The following is a 430-nucleotide window of genomic DNA, read 5'->3' on the forward strand; positions in this document are numbered from 1 at the left end:
TTAGAGGCTTTTCCTGGAAGTATGGCATCAGCAACTTCATCACCGTAGTGACTCGTCTCGTGTCTCAGGTTTAATGTTTGTCCGGATTTACCTAAACAAACGCCCTACTCACTTTCACATAGACTACCAACGCTATGCTTGCTTAGCCTGCTCCGTCCCCCCATCGCAATTATATCGAGTACAGAAATATTAATCTGTTTCCCATCGACTACGCCTTTCGGCCTCGCCTTAGGGGTCGACTTACCCTACCCTGATTAACATGGGATAGGAACCCTTGGTCTTCCGGCGTGGGAGTTTTTCACTCCCATTATCGTTACTCATGTCAGCATTCGCACTTCTGATACCTCCAGCACACCTCCCGGTACACCTTCAACGGCTTACAGAACGCTCCCCTACCACTCAGAATAAATTCTGAATCCGCAGCTTCGGT

1 rRNA gene is annotated in these 430 nt (G+C 48.6%); it reads right to left on the minus strand.

Features of this window, described 5'->3' with window-relative positions:
• A 23S ribosomal RNA gene (locus AAEY68_RS20755) occupies positions 1-430 on the minus strand; the annotation flags it as partial.

It is taken from the genome of Pseudoalteromonas sp. RB2-MNA-CIBAN-0110 (genome assembly GCF_040309305.1).
GTDB classification, from domain to species: domain Bacteria; phylum Pseudomonadota; class Gammaproteobacteria; order Enterobacterales; family Alteromonadaceae; genus Pseudoalteromonas; species Pseudoalteromonas arctica.